Genomic DNA, 15,773 nt, shown 5'->3' on the forward strand with positions numbered 1-15,773 from the left:
CCTTTGAATTGCTTCCAATTTCCTTCGACGCGGTTCCAGTCCATGATGGCGATCTCCTTTCGTTGTCCTTTCGAACAACGGTCGTAGTGGCCATCAGGTTCCGCTGCAGGTAAGCGCGCTTGCTGGTGATCTAGCAATGGAACTTAATGCCCGTCGACCGCTTGTGTGCGCCGGCCTTTTCCGTTTTGGGAACACAGCCGGCCTTTTGCCGTTGGGTCCTATGGAACAGCTTCGCAAGTAAATGCAGGTGCTCGCCGTTGGGTCGATCGATCCTTATTGCCATAAAGCGAACATTCATCGAAAAGGCCGGTTCAATTCTCTGGAGTATCGAACCCGTGCAAAAGGTGCTATGGGGTCGCGCGGCCGCGCGCCGCGCCTTTCCTTAACGTTGGCGACACCTGGTGGAAGACATCGCCGAAACCGATGATCCCACGCTCGTCGGCGAAACTGCCGCATCGTTGCCGAGAAGGATGACGGCCCGCGCGGCGATCCGAGTTTGCCCGTAGAAGACCGCAATCGATATGGAAACTTGTCCTTCTATGCAATATTCATCACAAGATCGTCGACGATAACGAGAAGACGTGGACGGTCGAGGCGCTTAAGCAGCTTAAGCAGGCGCACGAAGCGTGGATCGAGCAATCGCTTGGGCTCGACCGGATCAAACTGCGCGAGGACACGACATACGCCGATTATATCGACTAGTCTGCCCGCCTTTCGCACGTCGACACCTGGACCGGCTGTAGCAGCTACATTCTCGGCAGCGGCCAACCCCGCATCCGCGCCGAAACGATGATGATCTGGAAACACTCCGGCAATGGCTACTAGGACGAATCTGGCCGGGTAGGTACGTCAGTCTCGAGACCGCGTTCCGGAATTTTCAGCGGGTACCCCAAGACTTTCATGAAACGCTTCGTAACCATCTCGATCGCCGCGGCGCGGCGAGCTGCTATTCACTATGAAGTTCTATAAGATTGAGGATTGGGACCCGCCGTTGTACCAGCGGTGGAGCGCCCAGTACGAACTCCACGTCGATCTTGTCTGCGATCTTGCCTGCGACTTGATGCTATTGCGGGCGCTTATAGTCCCGCGTCACGGACTTTTTGATCGGCACCGCCGGGACGAGCTCGGGCTCAGGCTCCACCTTCGGCCTGGACAGAGCTGTCAGCGACTGGTGAACTTGTCGCTCGCGGCTTTGCCATCAGCGGATGTTCCTGCGGTGTTGTTGTCGTCCCCCATCGTCCCTCTGGATGCCACGCCAACCGTGTTCGCCTTGAAAATGAGACGGGAAAAGCTGGTCGAATGGGGCCACAAATCAACCCACGGATCCTCCGCAATAACGGAGGAGACTTGGGAGCCATGGTGTCGGCGCGCGCGGCGCTATGGAGAGATGACGGCGATCGACGATCCGACGCACTCTCGCCGCTGGGCGTGATGTCGCGGCTTACTTCAGGCTAACCTCTGTATCCCGCGTTTGCAGTATTCGGAACTGCTAAAATATGCTATAATCGATTGTGTGGGGATGGGGATCTCTAACATGATTGACTCGGACGTATTCGACTTTGTCGAACGTTGCAGGAAGCATACGGCAACCGGCGCGCTTTTGAGCGATCTCCTTGACACTGTAAAAAACCTTGGTTTCGAACATCTTATCTTGAGCGGCGTCCCTCTGGGTGGGCAGAAGCTCGCGCCAATGGTGGAGCTGAACGGTTGGCCCAACGGCTGGTTCGAGCGCTATGTCGAAGCCGAGCACGCCGAGGTGGATGGCGTCTGCATCTATTCGGCAAAGACTTTGAAGCCGTTCCTTTGGTCCGAAGTCCCTATCAAGTGGTCTGGAACGGAGGCTTCGCGGCGCGTTGCCGGCGAAGCGACGGAGTTCGGCATCTGGAGTGGCTTTGCCGTGCCGATGTTAAGCGTCCATCATTGGCAATCCGTGCTGTCGTTTGCCTCTTCCGCGAAGTCCTGCAAGCTGTCGCCGCGCCAGCAAGTGCAACTGGTCACCATGGCCGTTTACGCCGGCATGACCATCCAGGCTCTTTCCAATGATGACGAAGATGGTGAGGGCCCGCTGACCGACCGGGAAAAAGAAGTCCTGCTATGGGCCGCCGGTGGCAAGACTTCTTCGGAAACCTCGCAAATCCTCGGCCTGACAGAGCGCACTGTCAAATGGCACGCAACGCGCGCCCGCGAGGCATTTGGCGTCGCGACGACCACGCAAGCCGTCGTAGAGGCGGTGCGCAGGCGGCTGATCCATCCATAACTGCGTCAACTGTCCGATCGGACAGGTGACGTATATTAGCGCGGCTGCGACTATCCCATCCGAGAACGGTCGGGGTATTGCGCCATGATAACGGCTCACGTGGTCAATTCGCATAACAAGCATCTCTATCAAAACGAATTCGACGAGTTTTTGCGCCGTCGGCACGACTTCTTCGTGCACCAGAAACATTGGCGCCCTCCAAGCCCGGATGGTCGCGAGCTCGACCAATTCGATACGGACGCGGCGACTTACCTGCTGGGTATCGAAGACGGTCGCGTGGTGACGTCGGCTCGGCTGATTCCGACCAGCGAACCGCATATGGTCTCCGAAGTCTTTCCGCATATGTGTGAAAAATCGGGTGTTCCGAGGCGCCCTGACTGGGCCGAATGGACACGCACTTTCGTTGTCCCCGACAAACGCTCAACCGGGCTGCGGGGCACGCTCACGCAACTGTGCTGCGCCGTGATGGAATTTGCTCTCGAGGAGGGCCTCAGCGCCGTCGGCGGCATCCAGGAAACCTACTTCATGCCGCACCACGGCGCCCTCAAATGGCGCGCCGAGCCGATGGGGATGGCGAGGGAAGAAAACGGCGAATGGTACATCGTGGCGTATATCGAGGTGAATGACGCGGCGCTGGCAAGTGTCCGCGAGATTCTCAGTATCGACCACTCGCTTCTGGTTCGTCGCGGAACTCAGTTTCGCTCATTTATAGCGATGGATCCATCCCCGATGCGGCACCCGAAAATCGGGAATGAGAGCACCAGTCTAATTTCCATCCCCCCAAAGACAAGGCCATTACTGTGAGTCTGTGGACCAAAGGCGACGAGTTGCAGGCGGTAAAACTCAATTCTTAGCGTTATGCGCTTTGTTGATGCGCTCTACCTGTAACTTAAAACACACTGTTAGAGGAAATATCCATGTCTAATTTGAGCCGGCGCAGTGCGATCTTCTTGGGTTTGTCTGCCACAGCCGGGGCTGCCATGTCGCGCGCGGCGGCCACGCAATCGCAAAATGATGACGTCGAACCAAGTAAATTGTCAGAAGCGGAAGCGGATGTGTTCGGTGGTGATAACCGAAACGCTGTCGAATACTGGAATGATGTAGCCCTTGAGCTGAATGCAAATGACCATACGATTAAGGTCGGTCAAGCCCGTGCGCCAGGACCAGTCGCTTCGGCTAGAGCTTTGGGATTGATCCACACGGTGCTCGCAGACGCTGTGGCTCGCTCATATCCCGATCCACTTTACAAGCCGTTTCTATACACCGTCGCCCTTAAGGAGAAACCGTCATCACCAGCAGCGTTCGTGGGAGGTGCGTGCGCGGCGATTATGTCCCATATATACCAAGGGCCCGAACACGAGACGTTCTTAAGGATGAAGAGGGCCGAGTTTCTTAGGCGAATCGGTCTTGGCAACCGGAGTTCGTGGCAGCTTGGCCAGGTTTTTGGGAGCGATTCTGTTTTTAAAGACAAATGGGACTGGACTGATATATGGGCGCGCATAGACAACCAGAAATTCACCTACACTCCTGGGCCTCAACAACATACAGTCGACCCATTTAATCCGGACCAAGGTTACTACGGTCACAGTTGGGGTGTCGAACCGAAACCGCTAGCTCTGACGCCGGATGAAGTAACGAAGAAGATTGCGCAAGGTGGCTGCGCTCCGTCTGATCCTCCGGCGATCGGAACTCCAGATTACAAAAGAGATTCAAATGACGTTCGGCTCGTCGGCGAATTGCGAGGAGGGATTGAGAACCCACAGCGAACACCGGAGCAAATTGTCCCAGGCTTATTCTGGGCGTACGATGCCCCGCCGTTTATTGGTACGCCGCCGAGACTTTATAATCAGTTCGTTCGCCAAGTTGCACGGCAGGATAAATTGGGTCCGCGTCGACTGGCCCGACTTCTCGCTCTGTGCAACTTGGCGATGTCAGATGCGGGCAACGTGGCATGGCACGCAAAATATTTGCATAAAGTGTGGCGTCCCGTCAGAGGGTTGAATCCTGATCTGCCGAAGCAGCCTAAGAAGGAGGATATCAAGTGGGTGCCACATGGTTCGCCAAAAACAAATCGGTCTGACTTTGCCTTCAATATGCCCTTTGCGGCCGATGCGGAACTGCAGAGCTTGGTATCGGTGGCACTTGAGGGCCAAGAGTCTGCCCAGAGCCTTTTAGCTGGATCTAGCAAAGCTGCCGAGCCGGTCCCCGACGATAACTACAAAGCTGCCGCGTTCACGCCGAACTTTCCAGCTTATCCATCTGGACACGCAACGTTTGGAACAGCGTGTCTAGTGATGCTGCGCAAGGTCAGAGCGGAGAGATTGAAGGATCCAGATTGGATTGGAGTCGATCGGTTTCCGTCCAATGAACTCGATGGCATTGCTGTGGACAATTTCAAGCCGGAGCTTCGTGGGCGTCGTACCGATGATTTTCGTGACATCGAGAAGGCAATTGATGATAACAACCGCAGCAGAGTCTTGTTAGGTGTTCACTGGCAATTCGACGCAGAGGGCGGCAAGGAGGCCGGCCAGAAAGTGGCCGAAGCCATTTATGGACGAGCCTATAGCAAGACATAGACCGAGGGCGGTCTTGTAACAAGTAATTGCAAGCCCGGCAGCCTTGCGCCGGGCTGTGAAGACCACGGACTCCTCGACCGGAAATGCCCTGGTGTTTCACTCAACGCACAAGCACGCCTCTTCGGGGCTAGATTTTCACGTGCGTCACAAGGCTATCGCCCTGTATTGGCAAGGACAAGTAGGATGGCGACTTCGATCTGAATGGCCGTTGCAATGTTGGCACGCCCCAGCTCAGTTGCACCTCCTTTTTTGACACGTGAGCGATGTGTCGGCAACTGCACGTTGATTTCGGGCTTCCGTCCAAGCAGCTCCAACGCAGTCGAGTGAGGCAGAGTGCAAGCAGCTCAAGTTCGTCCGGGCCCCACCGTCTCGAATGGCAATTTGCTCGCACATCGCTCCGAAGACCGGACAGACCGCTGCCGGCCCCATTCTGGTCATTCAATGACCGCCCAGCGTTGCTGCCTTAGGACGATCGGTTCACTTCTTAGCTCTCCCGTCCAAAATGCGGTAAACCTGCATCCGAGAACAGCCAACAGCTTTCGCTATTTCGGTGGGTTTGACCCCGTCGCCGTGGAGTTGGATCACTCGGTGGTAATCTAAGCGCTGCTGACCACCCTTGTAGATGCCATTACGTTTAGCCTGCTCGATGCCGTCACGCTGCCGCTCTTTAATGAGCCGGCGCTCCATTTGGGCGACCATCCCAAGAACCGAAGCACAATGTGGCCCATCTCACCTCTTGTCGAAATGATCTGATCCCCAGAAACTGGACCGTTCAGAATTGGAGTTTTCCGCTGTAGTTTCCCGGCTGGGAGAGGAGCGGAAGCGATGAAAGCATCGAAGTTTTCGGACGCGCAGAAGGCGTTCATTCTGAAGCAGGGAGCGGATGGGTTTCCTGTGGCGGAGATCTGCCGGAGGGCCGGGATCAGCCAGGCGACCTATTTCAACTGGAAGAAGAAATATGACGGGCTGCTGCCGACAGAGATGAAGCGGCTGAAGCAACTCGAGGACGAGAACGGCAAGCTCAGAAAGCTGGTCGCCGACCTGTCGCTGGACAAGGAGATGCTGCAGGACGTGATCCGCCGAAAACTGTGAGGCCTGGTCGCAAACGCGAGCTGGTGGCCGATACCTGTGCTGATTGGAACGTGTCGATCCGGCGAGCGTGCCGTGTTCTGGAGTTCGACACCTCGACCTATCACTACAAGTCCCGCCGCCGTGACCAGGCCGGCCTCGAAGCTCGGATCAAAGACATCTGCGCGACGCGGGTTCGCTATGGCTACCGGCGCGTGCACGTGATGCTCACGCGGGAGGGCTGGGACATCAACATGAAGCGGACCTATCGCATTTACAGGGACTTGGGCCTTCAACTGAGGAACAAGACGCCGAAGCGCCGGGTGAAGGCGAAGCTGCGAGACGATCGCCAGCCAGCCGTCGAACCCAACGACGTCTGGGCGATGGACTTCGTTCACGACCAGCTCGCGACGGGCAAGAAGAGCCGGGTCCTGACGGTCGTAGATACGTTCTCACGCTACGTGCCGGTGCTCGACCCACGCTTCAGTTACCGCGCCGAGGATGTGGTCAGGATGCTGGAACAGGTCTGCCCCAAGATCGGCTATCCAAAGACGATCCGGGTCGATCAAGGCTCGGAGTTCGTCTCCCGCGACCTCGACCTGTGGGCCTACACCAGGGGCGTCACGCTCGACTTCTCGCGACCGGGAAAGCCAACGGACAACGCTTACATCGAAGGCTTCAACGGCCGCTTCAGGGCGGAATGTTTGAACGCCCACTGGTTCCTGACGCTTGCCGACGCGGCCGAAAAGTTGGAGGATTGGCGCAGATACTACAACGAGGTGCGCCCACATGGCGCAATCGGGCACAAGGTTCCGATCTCGTTGATCAATCCCGATGGCGCCGTCAGCCCGCCATCGTGAAACAGCCGGAAAACTCCACCTTCCGGCGGTCCAAAGAATGGTATCGGATCAAAAACGGTCGAGGCTCTAATCGCAGCTGGATGACAGTTCAGTGGCAGGTCAGAAACGTGCGGGTCAAGGACAGTGACGAACGCTCCCTTCTGTTCACACTCGTAGATTAGATTTAGGACGTCGCGTGTATCGCGGCCGAGGCGATCCAGCCTTGTGACCACAAGTTCATCACCTGGCCGTAGGAAGTCCAAAACAGTCGCCAACTCGGTACGCCCGTCGCGACTGCCACCCGACACCTTCTCGGAACGGACAATTTCGCAGCCCTCAGCCTTCAGCTTTGCATGCTGGCTTTCGAGATCTTGATCAATTGTGCTGACGCGAGCGTAACCAATGCGAGCCATAGCCTGTCACCTCAAGGTTTAGGCTCAACGCTACCTTGTCACAAATAGTCGATGTCAACCCAGATGTTACGCTGACGCATCGCCGGCTGGTTACGTCACCCAGGGGTATACCCACATGATCGCTAGACGTCTGCACCGGCGGGTGAAGACGGTCCGACAACGATCAACTCGCTTGGATGTGGGCGAACATCGTCCGCGACAGGACCCTTGTGGTTCTGGCCAATCCGGAATGTCACACGGTCACCTACATTTAGAGATTCCAGCTCCACCCTAGCTGCCAAATTACTTCGGTGAAAGAAATAGTCATGACCGGCAGAGTCAGTAAGGAAAGCGAACGATTTATCGGGAAATACACTCTTTATCCAACCCGGCTGGCTCGGTTCCTCGGCAGCCAATTGACTGCCCACCATCGCAATTTCACCGGCGGCTGGCCGCCCCTCTCGTTCGACTATCGTGAAACGGACCTCATTCCCAGGTATCGCAAAGGTGAGGGCGTGAGGAAAGGCCGAGAAGTGGAAGAAAACCCTCTTGTCGCCCTCGAAGCGAATGAACCCGTAGCGTTTGGGGACGTTCACCCTGTCGATAGAGCCTGTGCAGATCGTCCCGATTCGCTGCAATAGGGCGAGGTCCCCAGTCGCGTCACCGCGAGATGAAAACGGAAGCTTGATATTTGCAACGGGATTGAACCTAATATCCTCTATATCAGCATAGCATCGCTGCACTTCCGGCAGCAGGCTGCTTAGAGAGAGTTGATCGGCCAGTTGGGAAAGTACGCCAAGAGTACGCTTCCCGGTCGAAACAATTCGCTCATCTAACAATTCGTCAGGTACGCTACGAAATCGCGTCAGAACATCTTGGCAAGCAGATAGACTGTCCGAATAGCGCCCTTCGTCAAAGAATGCGGAAGCTTTCCTGAGTGCCACCTGACACCAAGTGTCGTAAGCGACACGCTGTTGCCTAGTCGAGACGTCTGGATTATGGAACACGCGCTGCAGGCGGCCGTCGGCCTCTGCATTGTGCCCAAGAAACATCTCCACGCGTGCCAGTTCCACGAGGACGGCGGCGGAATCCGGGTCAAGCCCCTCGGCCACCAAAAGCTGCTCGCGGGCTCCATCTGGATCATGTGCGGCTCTCAGCAGGAAGCCAGCATACCAGTAGCGTGTCGGAGCGGATCGGGGCTCGAACACTATCGCACTCTGATACGCGTCGGCGGCAGCAGCAGGATTATCTGTGTGCGCGTGCACCCATGCCTCAACCCGGTACACCTCATAAAAGGCAGGGTCGAGTTCTTTTGCTCGCTCCACTAGGTTCAGCGCCTTCTCCCTGTCGTTGGAGTAAACACTCCCTAGCGCTTCCGATAGTAGCTTGGCAGTTATCGCGTCAGCTTGATTGCGACACGCAATCACACGGGGATTGTATTTATTGGCTCCTCGTTCTGCTTGCAGCCTTTCGTACTGCGTCGAGACGTCACGCATTCGCTGCTTGAAAATAGCATCCTCCACCGCGTTCGGCGGATGGTTGCGGAGTATGAACAAACGGGGAAGCTCATTCAGTTGAAAGACCGTTTCAGATCCAGCCTCCGTTAACGTGCTGGACATTTGAAGAATATTCGCCGATTGAAGTCCCGCGAGCGCCTCTTGCAGGCGATCTCCAGAAATCTCGGTCAAATAAGATATGAGCGGAAGTGATTGCTTTCCCGGAACCGCAATCATAGCTTTGCAGACCGTCTTTCCGTCAGCTGTCAGGAATTCGTAGACGTTGGAAAGGCAAAAATCCAAGAAGATCTTCGGATTGGCCAGCGCTTGTTCCGGCCGCTTCCCACATTGGACGCTAGACACGAACCATTTTATGAAGCCCGGGTTCAATTTCATCTGTTGCACGTATTTCTTCAGGCTTTCATTTTTCGCCTTATAGATATCCGGAACCCGGCGAACCTTGGCCGTTAACCTGAGGAGTTGCACGGCCTCTTGGCTATTGAGTCCGCCCAATTTAAATGGATAGCTCATCTCACCGATCCCGACACGTGACGTCGCCAAGATCTTGCTGTTGCCGCTAGATTTTCTGATGAAACGCGTGAGGAGCGGATCAAGCACGGTCTCCAAATTGTCGAGAACCAGCAGAATCTTGAAGGTGTTGAGATAGGAGGCCACTTCGTCGAGTATTGCCTCATCGGATCCGACGCCCCCCAAGACATCAGACGCCGATCTAATCAACCCAAGCGAGTTTTGAATAGCGCCATCAATGGTCTGAATATCATTGAGCGTGAGAACCGTGCGCTTGGCGGTGGTCCACACGATCGCTTCGAAGCCTGCGGTTTCGTCGTCTAATAGATCGTAAGCCACTCTCAAAGCGAGGGCAGTCTTGCCGAAGCCGCCCTCTCCAACCACAGTCACCACAGGCCAATTGCTCTTGCAGGCCGCGAGAAGCTCGCTTGTCTCCTGCTCTCGCCCCAGAAAACCCGTTTCATCATAGTCAGGCAATGGCAAATTATGCGGGATACGATCGACCTGTTGATCGGCCTGCGAGATGTCGACCGAGTAAACAAAGTTAGGATTTTCTCTAACACGCTCCTCAAATTCGATGACGCGAGGGAATAAGGCCTTCGGGTAAGAGTGTAGTTGCTTAACAAATATATCAACGGTAGAGTAATCAGCAAATTGAAGTGGTCGAGCGTGCATAACGCGATTCCGAATCGGGATCAGACGGTCGAGTTCAGTTGAATTTACATTGACAAATTTGGCGATCGCCGGGTCCAGTGATGCTTTGTGCGCACGCAGAATTTGCGCCGAATCGGCGAAGTCCAGATACTCATAAATGTCGTCGTCGTCGGCCGCGCCGTCTCGAGCGGCCCGATCTCGCAACTTGGCCAAGGTATCTGCAGGGAAAATCGCCTCGATGGCCGTTGATGAACCCAACTGAAACCTCACAAGCGCGCGCAAGTCAGCATCGATCGCTGTGATGAGTCCATAGAGCGTTAGCCTGACGAGGTTGAAACTCAAATGCCGCTCCTGATTTGGATGTCATCCACACTATACGTGACGTAAGCCGACAAGGGCTGTCGTAGCAGGACATGGCACGACTGCCGGAATACAAATGCCCGGCTCTCGCAGCCTGTTCGTGCCATCCACCCCCTCCACTAGGATCTAAATAGTTACCGAAACGCCGAGATATGAGAACTTCGCGCGAGATTGCTTGATGAAAAGAACCCGCCACACTCGCTCCGTCTGGAGCAGCCTTTGCACTCATCGACGTACTCGTTTTTCCAATCGCTGATCGACCGCTTTGCGTACTTATGTATCGATCCGTCGAGGAGGCAGAGCTGGTGGTTGTAAACTGAAACGTTGATCCTGGCCGCAGCCAGATATTGCACGGCCGCCCGCAGCTGACTCCGATAGTCGTACGGGTCCATCCAGAGCTTATCCATGTTTGCTCTCGTGTACCCGGTGATCTCAAGCCCCATAAACGTCACGTGATCAACAAAAGTCAGGTTTCTGAAGATGAAATCCGACAGGTCGGCGAGACCTTGATAGGTCTGCTTGTGAACGACAACTCGTATCTCGACCTCAGCACCAACGGACTTAAGGTTCATGATTCCGCGGATTGTTTCGTCAAAAGCGCCCTTGGACTGAACCACGTAATCGTGAACTTCCGGGTCGGCGGAATAGATCGGTATGCCGACCGAAAGGCGGCGATGTCCAATTGCTTGATACCGCTCAGCAAACGCCTTGTCCTTAAATGTCCGGCCGTTGGAAAGAATATGAATTGGCGTCGTAGGAAGGTGGTCACGAGCCGAGGACAAAATGTCAAAAAAGTCCTCACCCACCAGCGTTGGCTCACCGCCAGTGATCCCGAGAAACGGGGTCGTTGCGGGCAGCAGGGGCAGCACATCCAAAATCTCCCGCGCCAACCAGCGATCGTCAACGTCTTTGGGTGGCTGGGAGCACATCAAGCACAGGTGGTTGCACCGCTCCGTTACGAGGAAATAGTTCGCGTTGGCATCCTTTCTGAACAGGACACGCACTGCCTTCCGATCCGGCACAAAGCGGATAACGTCTCCCTCGCTGAGGTAGTCGAACTCGTGGGGCAGAACGACTAGTCGTCGGTCTGAAAACAGTCGCTCAGCCTCCGGCCGATGCTCCTCAAAGGTGACAACCCACTGGCATTCAGGATGAAACGCCTGCCCCTTGAAAAGATACGCATCATGCTCCGGGTTGGACGCTTGATCAGCTTGACCCGTCACGAGCCTAAGAGCCACTCGCTGTGAAAAATCACCGACGCTTGCTGACGCAGCGAAGCCACTCAGTCGCAACATCCTAATTCGCCCAACTTAGAAAGAGTTCTCGGGCGGTAACGTCCTTCTCCATGAGGTCGATCAGCCTCTTGAAGATCGACATATTGCGATTGCAGAATCCCGAGCGCGTTTTGAGGCCAACAAAGTCGCCCTGCGTTGCGGTATGGAACACCGGATCGGAGCCACAGAACGGTTCATAAGCGCAGTCGGCGCACATCGGTACGGAGCCTGCAAAAGACTGCTCGATAGGATCGAGGAGAGCGTCGGACCCGAAAATCTCAGCGTAGTTGTTTTCGTGGACATTCCCGAGCAGAAATGTCTTGTCGCCCATTTCGGCCAACATTCGCGCTTCGTCGGACGCGTAGACGCTGGCGTCATAGTTGTAGACAACGGCGGAGATGCCAATGCCTGCCGGGCTCATCAGGTCCACATATCCCGGCTCGAAAGGCGTGAGCATCTTTGTGAGGATGGTGGCTGCGTAAAATTCCTTGAAAGGAATGCCGTTCCGATTCAGTTCCAGGATGTAGTTCAGCCCATCAAAATAGAAGTCGAGCCAGCGGTCCACATCATAGGCGGCGTATGACTTCGTCTTGACCGCAAAACCGTACGGAGAAAGTGGCCGAAGAAATGTTCCGGGGAAATCTAGCCGGACATATTCGTCAATGATCTCGCGTACCAGTGGAAGGCTGGCTTTGGTCGTCGTCATAAGTGCGCTGACGCGTTCATGGCCGAGGGCCAGTCTGGCCTTGTGGATACCTGCCACAGCCAATTCATAGCTGTTTTTTCCCGGGCGCGGTCGATTGGCATTGTGAAGAGTGGCCGGACCATCAAGCGACGTAGAAATTAGGACGCTGTGCTCGCGGCAAAACTCCAAGATTTCGTCCGTAACGACAGCGAGGTTCGTCGTAATAACGAACTGCAGCGACCGCCCGGCGACTTTGTTGATCGCTTCAGCCCGATGCACGACGTGTTGGATCAATGGGAAGTTCAAAAGCGGCTCGCCACCCTGGAACTCGATCTTGATAGCCGGGCTTGGAGATTGAAAAATGAGTCCCAAGGCCTTCTCGGCTGTCTCCTCGGTCATATCGAAGGCTGATCGATCTTCGCTTTGACGAGATACCTGACAGTAAGGGCAAGAGTGCTCGCACCGCAAAGACACGACCATTATGTGAAGCGATGTGAAGTTCTCCAGCCTTTTTGCTTTAGTCCGAACCTTCAGCGCCAGCAGCTCCTTGCCGATATTGGAGGATGCATCAAAGAGGAATTGCCTGCTGCGCAGGCGGGAGTAGGCGGGGTGTGTGCTGGGAAGCTCGTGCCTGACAAACGAGGCCAGCACGGCGCGCGGCAATACCAGATATTCGCCCGCTTGGTTGGTCAGCACATACCGCTCGTCGTCCAACTGGGAAAAACGGAAGTACGCGAGCTGATAAATGTCGTCCAACGGTCGTTGGAACTCAGTTGCCGGAGCAAACTTAGTCATCGGACTGCAGGCCCGATCTGGAAAACGCAAGCGCCAGTATCGCGTTTCTAACAGTGGCGGTTTCGGCGGCGATGCTGCTACGCAGGTCCTGATCCAAGACCTCTAGCCGCAGTCTTTCTACCGCTGCGTCGGCCGAAGTTCGCGCGGCCGCCTTGCTGAAGTTGATCGTGCATACTGCGAAGCCGCCCTCGATCGTGATCTCAACCGCAGCGTTTCCGGTTACCCGATACGCTGCGCGCTTTACACAGTCGAGGCTGAAGACTGACAGATCAAACTTGACTTGGGCAGTCTGGACGAGCTCGCTCTCGCGAGAGGTGTCCGCCATCAACAATAGCTGTAGCCAGAGCAGTGAGACCCGTGACTAGCATGGCTCGAATGGCTGGTGTGGTACGCCATGATAACGTCCGTACCATTTGAGCGGTCTAGCACCTCACCGTAGCCGAGGTCCGCCGGGACAGTGCCAGCTTCAGCGAGCTTGGTCGAAGGCTGATTTGCCGATTCGACAAGGACTGCAGCCTGAACTTGGCCGCCGAGAATCATCGTGGCCGACAAGGCCATTGGTGACAGGAAATTGCGTTTCGACATTATTCAAACCCCCGTTTGTACAGAATCATTAGCAAAACGCGCCAAGCCGGACAAGTACCGATTGTGGAGAAATGCTTAAGGGACCACTAATGTTCCGGGCCAAATACTTGTATTGTGGAGTTGACGGGTTTCCGTCTTCTGAGCCCAATCGATCGCAGAAGCGGCCCGACGATGCTCTTGTGCAGCCGCTTCGGCTGCCGCCAGGAAGCGCTCGGATTTCAGCCCGAGAAAGCTGTTCGGAAGGTTTGGTTCTGGGCCATTGGCGATCTCCGCTTGATGGGGTTCGCCGCAACGCGGACCATAGTCCTACATGCCACGCTGCCTGACAAGTGCAGCTCCTGGCCTACTCTCACAGGAGCGATAGGGCCAGGCGCCAAGCGCCACCATCAGGAGGGAAGCGGTCATGCCGACCATGTCTCGCGCCTGTAGCGTCGCGGGCGCCGCATCAAGGAAGCGGGCTACAGCGCTGCGGCCTGATACTGGACTCCCGGCTTCAGACGATGCATTCTCGCCTCGGGGAAGGGATCATGGGCAATTCTGTTCATGCCAGGAGGTTGCAGAGGCGGCGGCCTTGGTGGCGCTCGCTTTTCCGCTATCGTCTCGCCGCCGTTCTGGTGATGCTCGGGGCGACTTCCGCGGGCTATCTTGCAGTCGGCGACGATCGGCACGAGCTGCCGCGCGTTCACCATGGCGGCGATTCGTCGGCCAGCAACGCGGCTGTCCGCGAGGCGGGCTGCGATATCAAGGGCAACATTAACGAGCGCGGCGAGCATATCTACCATATGCCGGGGCAGGAATATTACTCTGCTACGCGCGTCAACCCAGCTCGAGGAGAGCGCTGGTTCTGCTCACAATGGGAAGCGTGGTGGGCGGGCTGGCGGAAAGCGAAAGTGTAGCGATTGCCTTTAGACTACACCTTCAGTTGCTCGATGCGCGTGCTCTTTATTGGAAGTTCGAACATCGCGCCGCCCGCGACAATTTCCGATTGCTTTTCGATCGTGCTCCAAAGGGCGAGTAGCCGCTCCATTTGCTTGAGGACCGGAGCCTTGTAGAGGCCCTTCGAAAGAAAAAACCCGACGAGCCGAGAGCTTCGAAATGCAGCATATTCGACCTTGTTCCGGGTAATGCGTCGATCGCCAGAGATGACGATCCAACGCCCCTCCGTGCTCAGCTGGCCGATCCAGGCCACATCCGCGCCGATCCATTCTCGGGCGCAAATGGCGCCGCCTTGGCCATCTCGGCAGATCGTCGAGTAGTCGGGCCAATGCCTTCCAAGCAGGAATGCAGCCAGAGCGACGCGGCAAAGCCCATCGGGACGCGCCAGCCTAGGTCTTCCTCCCCCCGCTGCATGCCAGACGTATTGTCCTTGGGCATCGCGCCGATCCATCGGCGAGGCGTCAGTTCGTCTCGCCGACGATACTGTCATAGTCGCGGCCGATCAGTAGCAGCACGAAGCCGCAGGGCACTGTCACGCTGGTGAGGGCAATAAGGCCGAGCCATCCATAGTCCGGCTTCGCAAAATAGTAGTACCAGCTAATCGCCTGCACCAGCGGAGACACGATCAACATCCAAGCACCCCATATGCCATCCGTGTTGAGCCGGATCGTTGTCGTCGCCCGATAGCTGATTGCCATACGTATGCCCTCCCGTTCCTCAAAAGGCAGCTTCGCGCCGGTTGAGCGCGAACGCAAGCGCCGGCCCGGCTACGGCTTTGCGAGCCTCACGCCGGCGCCTCCTCCATTCTGCGGAATGAGCTCAACCCCGGCAGCCTCCAGAGCGGCCTGCAGGTCGACCAACGTGCGGTCGTATGGCGTCCGCTTGCCAGCTTCGAAATTGGCAATGGTCGTCTTGGCCACCTGGGAGGCCGCTGCCAGCTGATCCTGCGACCATCCAACAAGCGCCCGGGCTGCCCGGCATTGAGATGGCGAAATTGTCATTTTAGTTAAACCTTACATTAAAGTGCGACTGTACGATACGTGCAGCCTTATACCATTAGTGCAACGTTATCGCAAATGCAGACCCAAATGCCTAACACCCCTCTTCTGGAGGCCGGCGAAGCTATGGCCGCTGCCTTCCCTTAGAAGATTTTCCCGCGCCCTGCTCGGTGCCATCGCCTCTATTCCGGGCATAAGAGGGTTGTGTGCGTCAAGTTCTGCAAAATGGGGCAGCCATGATGCTGGTCGTGCGGCTTGGCGCAGAGCGAGCTTCTTGTGCTCGCGCAGGTCGTCCATGTTGATGTATCGGTTGGCCTCCATCCAGTTTTC

General features: G+C 56.2%; 12 protein-coding genes and 3 pseudogenes. 5 read left to right on the plus strand and 10 right to left on the minus strand.

The window, feature by feature from the left end; all coding sequences use genetic code 11:
- Window positions 1–1,534 precede the first annotated feature (1,534 nt).
- The 3 genes from X750_RS134625 to X750_RS1000000166255 all read left to right on the plus strand — a co-directional run bounded on the left by X750_RS134625 (window position 1,535) and on the right by X750_RS1000000166255 (window position 4,833).
- Window positions 1,535–2,257, plus strand: coding sequence for a LuxR family transcriptional regulator (locus X750_RS134625; RefSeq protein WP_023749020.1), 723 nt, complete (start codon window positions 1,535–1,537; stop codon window positions 2,255–2,257).
- 84 nt (window positions 2,258–2,341) lie between these two features.
- The gene (locus X750_RS134620; RefSeq protein ID WP_023749021.1) at window positions 2,342–3,061 is read left to right on the plus strand and encodes an acyl-homoserine-lactone synthase; all 720 of its coding nucleotides are present in this window, start codon (window positions 2,342–2,344) and stop codon (window positions 3,059–3,061) included.
- 113 nt (window positions 3,062–3,174) lie between these two features.
- Window positions 3,175–4,833: a vanadium-dependent haloperoxidase gene (locus tag X750_RS1000000166255; protein WP_156932501.1), complete on the plus strand. Its 1,659-nt coding sequence runs from the start codon at window positions 3,175–3,177 to the stop codon at window positions 4,831–4,833.
- A gap of 477 nt (window positions 4,834–5,310) precedes the next feature.
- Here X750_RS1000000166255 and X750_RS1000000165500 read toward each other — a convergent pair.
- Window positions 5,311–5,579, minus strand: a pseudogene (locus tag X750_RS1000000165500) (helix-turn-helix domain-containing protein); the annotation flags it as partial.
- Between the two features lie 79 nt (window positions 5,580–5,658).
- Between X750_RS1000000165500 and X750_RS134605 the strand changes: the two are divergent.
- Window positions 5,659–6,761, plus strand: a protein-coding gene (locus tag X750_RS134605; RefSeq protein ID WP_156932502.1) for an IS3 family transposase whose coding sequence is annotated in 2 segments (ribosomal slippage) — window positions 5,659–5,920 and window positions 5,920–6,761 — 1,104 coding nt in all. Because the reading frame shifts where the segments join, the coding sequence is not laid out codon by codon here.
- 101 nt (window positions 6,762–6,862) lie between these two features.
- Here X750_RS134605 and X750_RS1000000165505 read toward each other — a convergent pair.
- The 5 genes and pseudogenes from X750_RS1000000165505 to hxsD form a co-directional block, all read right to left on the minus strand.
- Window positions 6,863–7,153 (minus strand): annotated as a pseudogene (locus tag X750_RS1000000165505) (recombinase family protein); the annotation flags it as partial.
- 122 nt (window positions 7,154–7,275) lie between these two features.
- Window positions 7,276–10,152, minus strand: coding sequence for a cold shock domain-containing protein (locus X750_RS134600; RefSeq protein WP_023749027.1), 2,877 nt, complete (start codon window positions 10,150–10,152; stop codon window positions 7,276–7,278).
- 152 nt (window positions 10,153–10,304) lie between these two features.
- Window positions 10,305–11,465: a His-Xaa-Ser system radical SAM maturase HxsC gene (gene hxsC, locus X750_RS134595; protein WP_050588833.1), complete on the minus strand. Its 1,161-nt coding sequence runs from the start codon at window positions 11,463–11,465 to the stop codon at window positions 10,305–10,307.
- Between the two features lies 1 nt (window position 11,466).
- Window positions 11,467–12,885, minus strand: a complete 1,419-nt coding sequence (gene hxsB, locus X750_RS134590) for a His-Xaa-Ser system radical SAM maturase HxsB (protein ID WP_198021030.1) — start codon at window positions 12,883–12,885, stop codon at window positions 11,467–11,469.
- A 31-nt stretch (window positions 12,886–12,916) separates the two neighbouring features.
- Complete coding sequence (hxsD, locus tag X750_RS134585) at window positions 12,917–13,249, minus strand: His-Xaa-Ser system protein HxsD (protein WP_023712893.1); 333 nt, start codon at window positions 13,247–13,249, stop codon at window positions 12,917–12,919.
- A gap of 787 nt (window positions 13,250–14,036) precedes the next feature.
- On the opposite strand from hxsD, the gene X750_RS1000000165510 reads away from it, so the two are divergent.
- Window positions 14,037–14,405: a hypothetical protein gene (locus X750_RS1000000165510; RefSeq protein ID WP_023750018.1), complete on the plus strand. Its 369-nt coding sequence runs from the start codon at window positions 14,037–14,039 to the stop codon at window positions 14,403–14,405.
- A gap of 14 nt (window positions 14,406–14,419) precedes the next feature.
- Here X750_RS1000000165510 and X750_RS1000000166620 read toward each other — a convergent pair whose 3' ends face one another.
- From X750_RS1000000166620 to X750_RS1000000166670, 4 genes and pseudogenes are all read right to left on the minus strand, one after another.
- Window positions 14,420–14,896, minus strand: a complete 477-nt coding sequence (locus tag X750_RS1000000166620; RefSeq protein ID WP_198021031.1) for a hypothetical protein — start codon at window positions 14,894–14,896, stop codon at window positions 14,420–14,422.
- Between the two features lie 10 nt (window positions 14,897–14,906).
- Window positions 14,907–15,143 (minus strand): hypothetical protein, encoded by a 237-nt coding sequence (locus X750_RS134560; protein WP_023687371.1) that lies wholly within the window; start codon window positions 15,141–15,143, stop codon window positions 14,907–14,909.
- A 75-nt stretch (window positions 15,144–15,218) separates the two neighbouring features.
- Window positions 15,219–15,446: pseudogene (locus X750_RS0134175) on the minus strand (helix-turn-helix transcriptional regulator); the annotation flags it as partial.
- A gap of 66 nt (window positions 15,447–15,512) precedes the next feature.
- Window positions 15,513–15,773 (minus strand): hypothetical protein (locus X750_RS1000000166670; RefSeq protein WP_156932503.1); only part of this gene is annotated, 261 nt, incomplete at its 5' end.

Origin of the sequence: Mesorhizobium sp. LNJC391B00 (assembly GCF_000502535.1) — a bacterium.
Lineage (GTDB): Bacteria > Pseudomonadota > Alphaproteobacteria > Rhizobiales > Rhizobiaceae > Mesorhizobium.